Annotated in this window: 3 protein-coding genes; 2 read left to right on the plus strand and 1 reads right to left on the minus strand. The window is 39.9% G+C overall.

Annotation, left to right across the window (positions count from 1 at the left end):
* Positions 1 to 23: 23 nt before the first annotated feature.
* On the minus strand, positions 24 to 140 hold the full coding sequence (locus ADIWIN_RS22210; RefSeq protein ID WP_020894764.1) for a BlaI/MecI/CopY family transcriptional regulator: 117 nt from the start codon (positions 138 to 140) through the stop codon (positions 24 to 26).
* 150 nt (positions 141 to 290) lie between these two features.
* Between ADIWIN_RS22210 and ADIWIN_RS22215 the strand changes: the two genes are divergently transcribed.
* The gene (locus ADIWIN_RS22215) at positions 291 to 575 is read left to right on the plus strand and encodes an NRDE family protein (RefSeq protein ID WP_051155474.1); all 285 of its coding nucleotides are present in this window, start codon (positions 291 to 293) and stop codon (positions 573 to 575) included.
* Between the two features lie 25 nt (positions 576 to 600).
* On the plus strand, positions 601 to 823 hold a 223-nt coding region (locus ADIWIN_RS21680; RefSeq protein WP_262507769.1), incomplete at its 3' end, for an NRDE family protein.

Here is an 823-nt window from a genome sequence, read left to right on the forward strand (position 1 = left end):
GCATGATTTTGAGGGTTGTCGTATTACCCTGTTTCCTTGGTCTGGGATAACTTTTCATGCACCTGCCGCACACTGCCCTGTTCTACGTCCCATAAAACGGCCAATACTTCTAGTTCTGCTGCTGTTGGTTTGTCTATCATCTATAGTACGATTTATTTCGTATCAAATATATACGACAAATTTTCGTAAATTACAAATTATACTACGATAATTATCGTATTAAAATAATAATCGAAAATATCCATGGTAAGGATTTTTTGATTCTGAAAGTAGCTGCGTAATTTTACGACATGTGCTTATTAACATTTAGCTGGAACCAGCATCCGGAATACAAATTAATTCTAGTCGCAAACAGGGATGAGTATTTTAACCGACCTACCAAAGGCCTCCATCAATGGGACAATGGCATATTTGCTGGGAAGGACTTAAAAGGGGGAGGTACATGGCTGGGCTTCCATCCCAATGGTAAATTTGCTGCTTTAACCAATTTTAGAGATCCTAAAAACGAGAAGCCATTAAGCAGAACCAGGGGTGAACTGGTTACCGGCTTTTTAAAATGGAAATTTATCTCCTGAGGCTTATCTGACTCAAATAGAAAAAATTAAAAAGGACTACAATGGTTTCAATCTATTGGTGGCCGAAAAGGATGAATTGATGGTGTTTTCCAACCATGGTGGAGACATACAGCAAGTGCCTTCTGGAATCCATGGCCTCTCCAACGCCTTTCTGAACACCCCCTGGCCAAAAGTTGCATCTGCCAAAGCCGATCTTAAAAACCTGTTGGAGCAAAAACCACCTGCCCTAGAGGATTTAATTCAATTAT

This window comes from Winogradskyella psychrotolerans RS-3, from assembly GCF_000427335.1.
GTDB lineage: Bacteria > Bacteroidota > Bacteroidia > Flavobacteriales > Flavobacteriaceae > Winogradskyella > Winogradskyella psychrotolerans.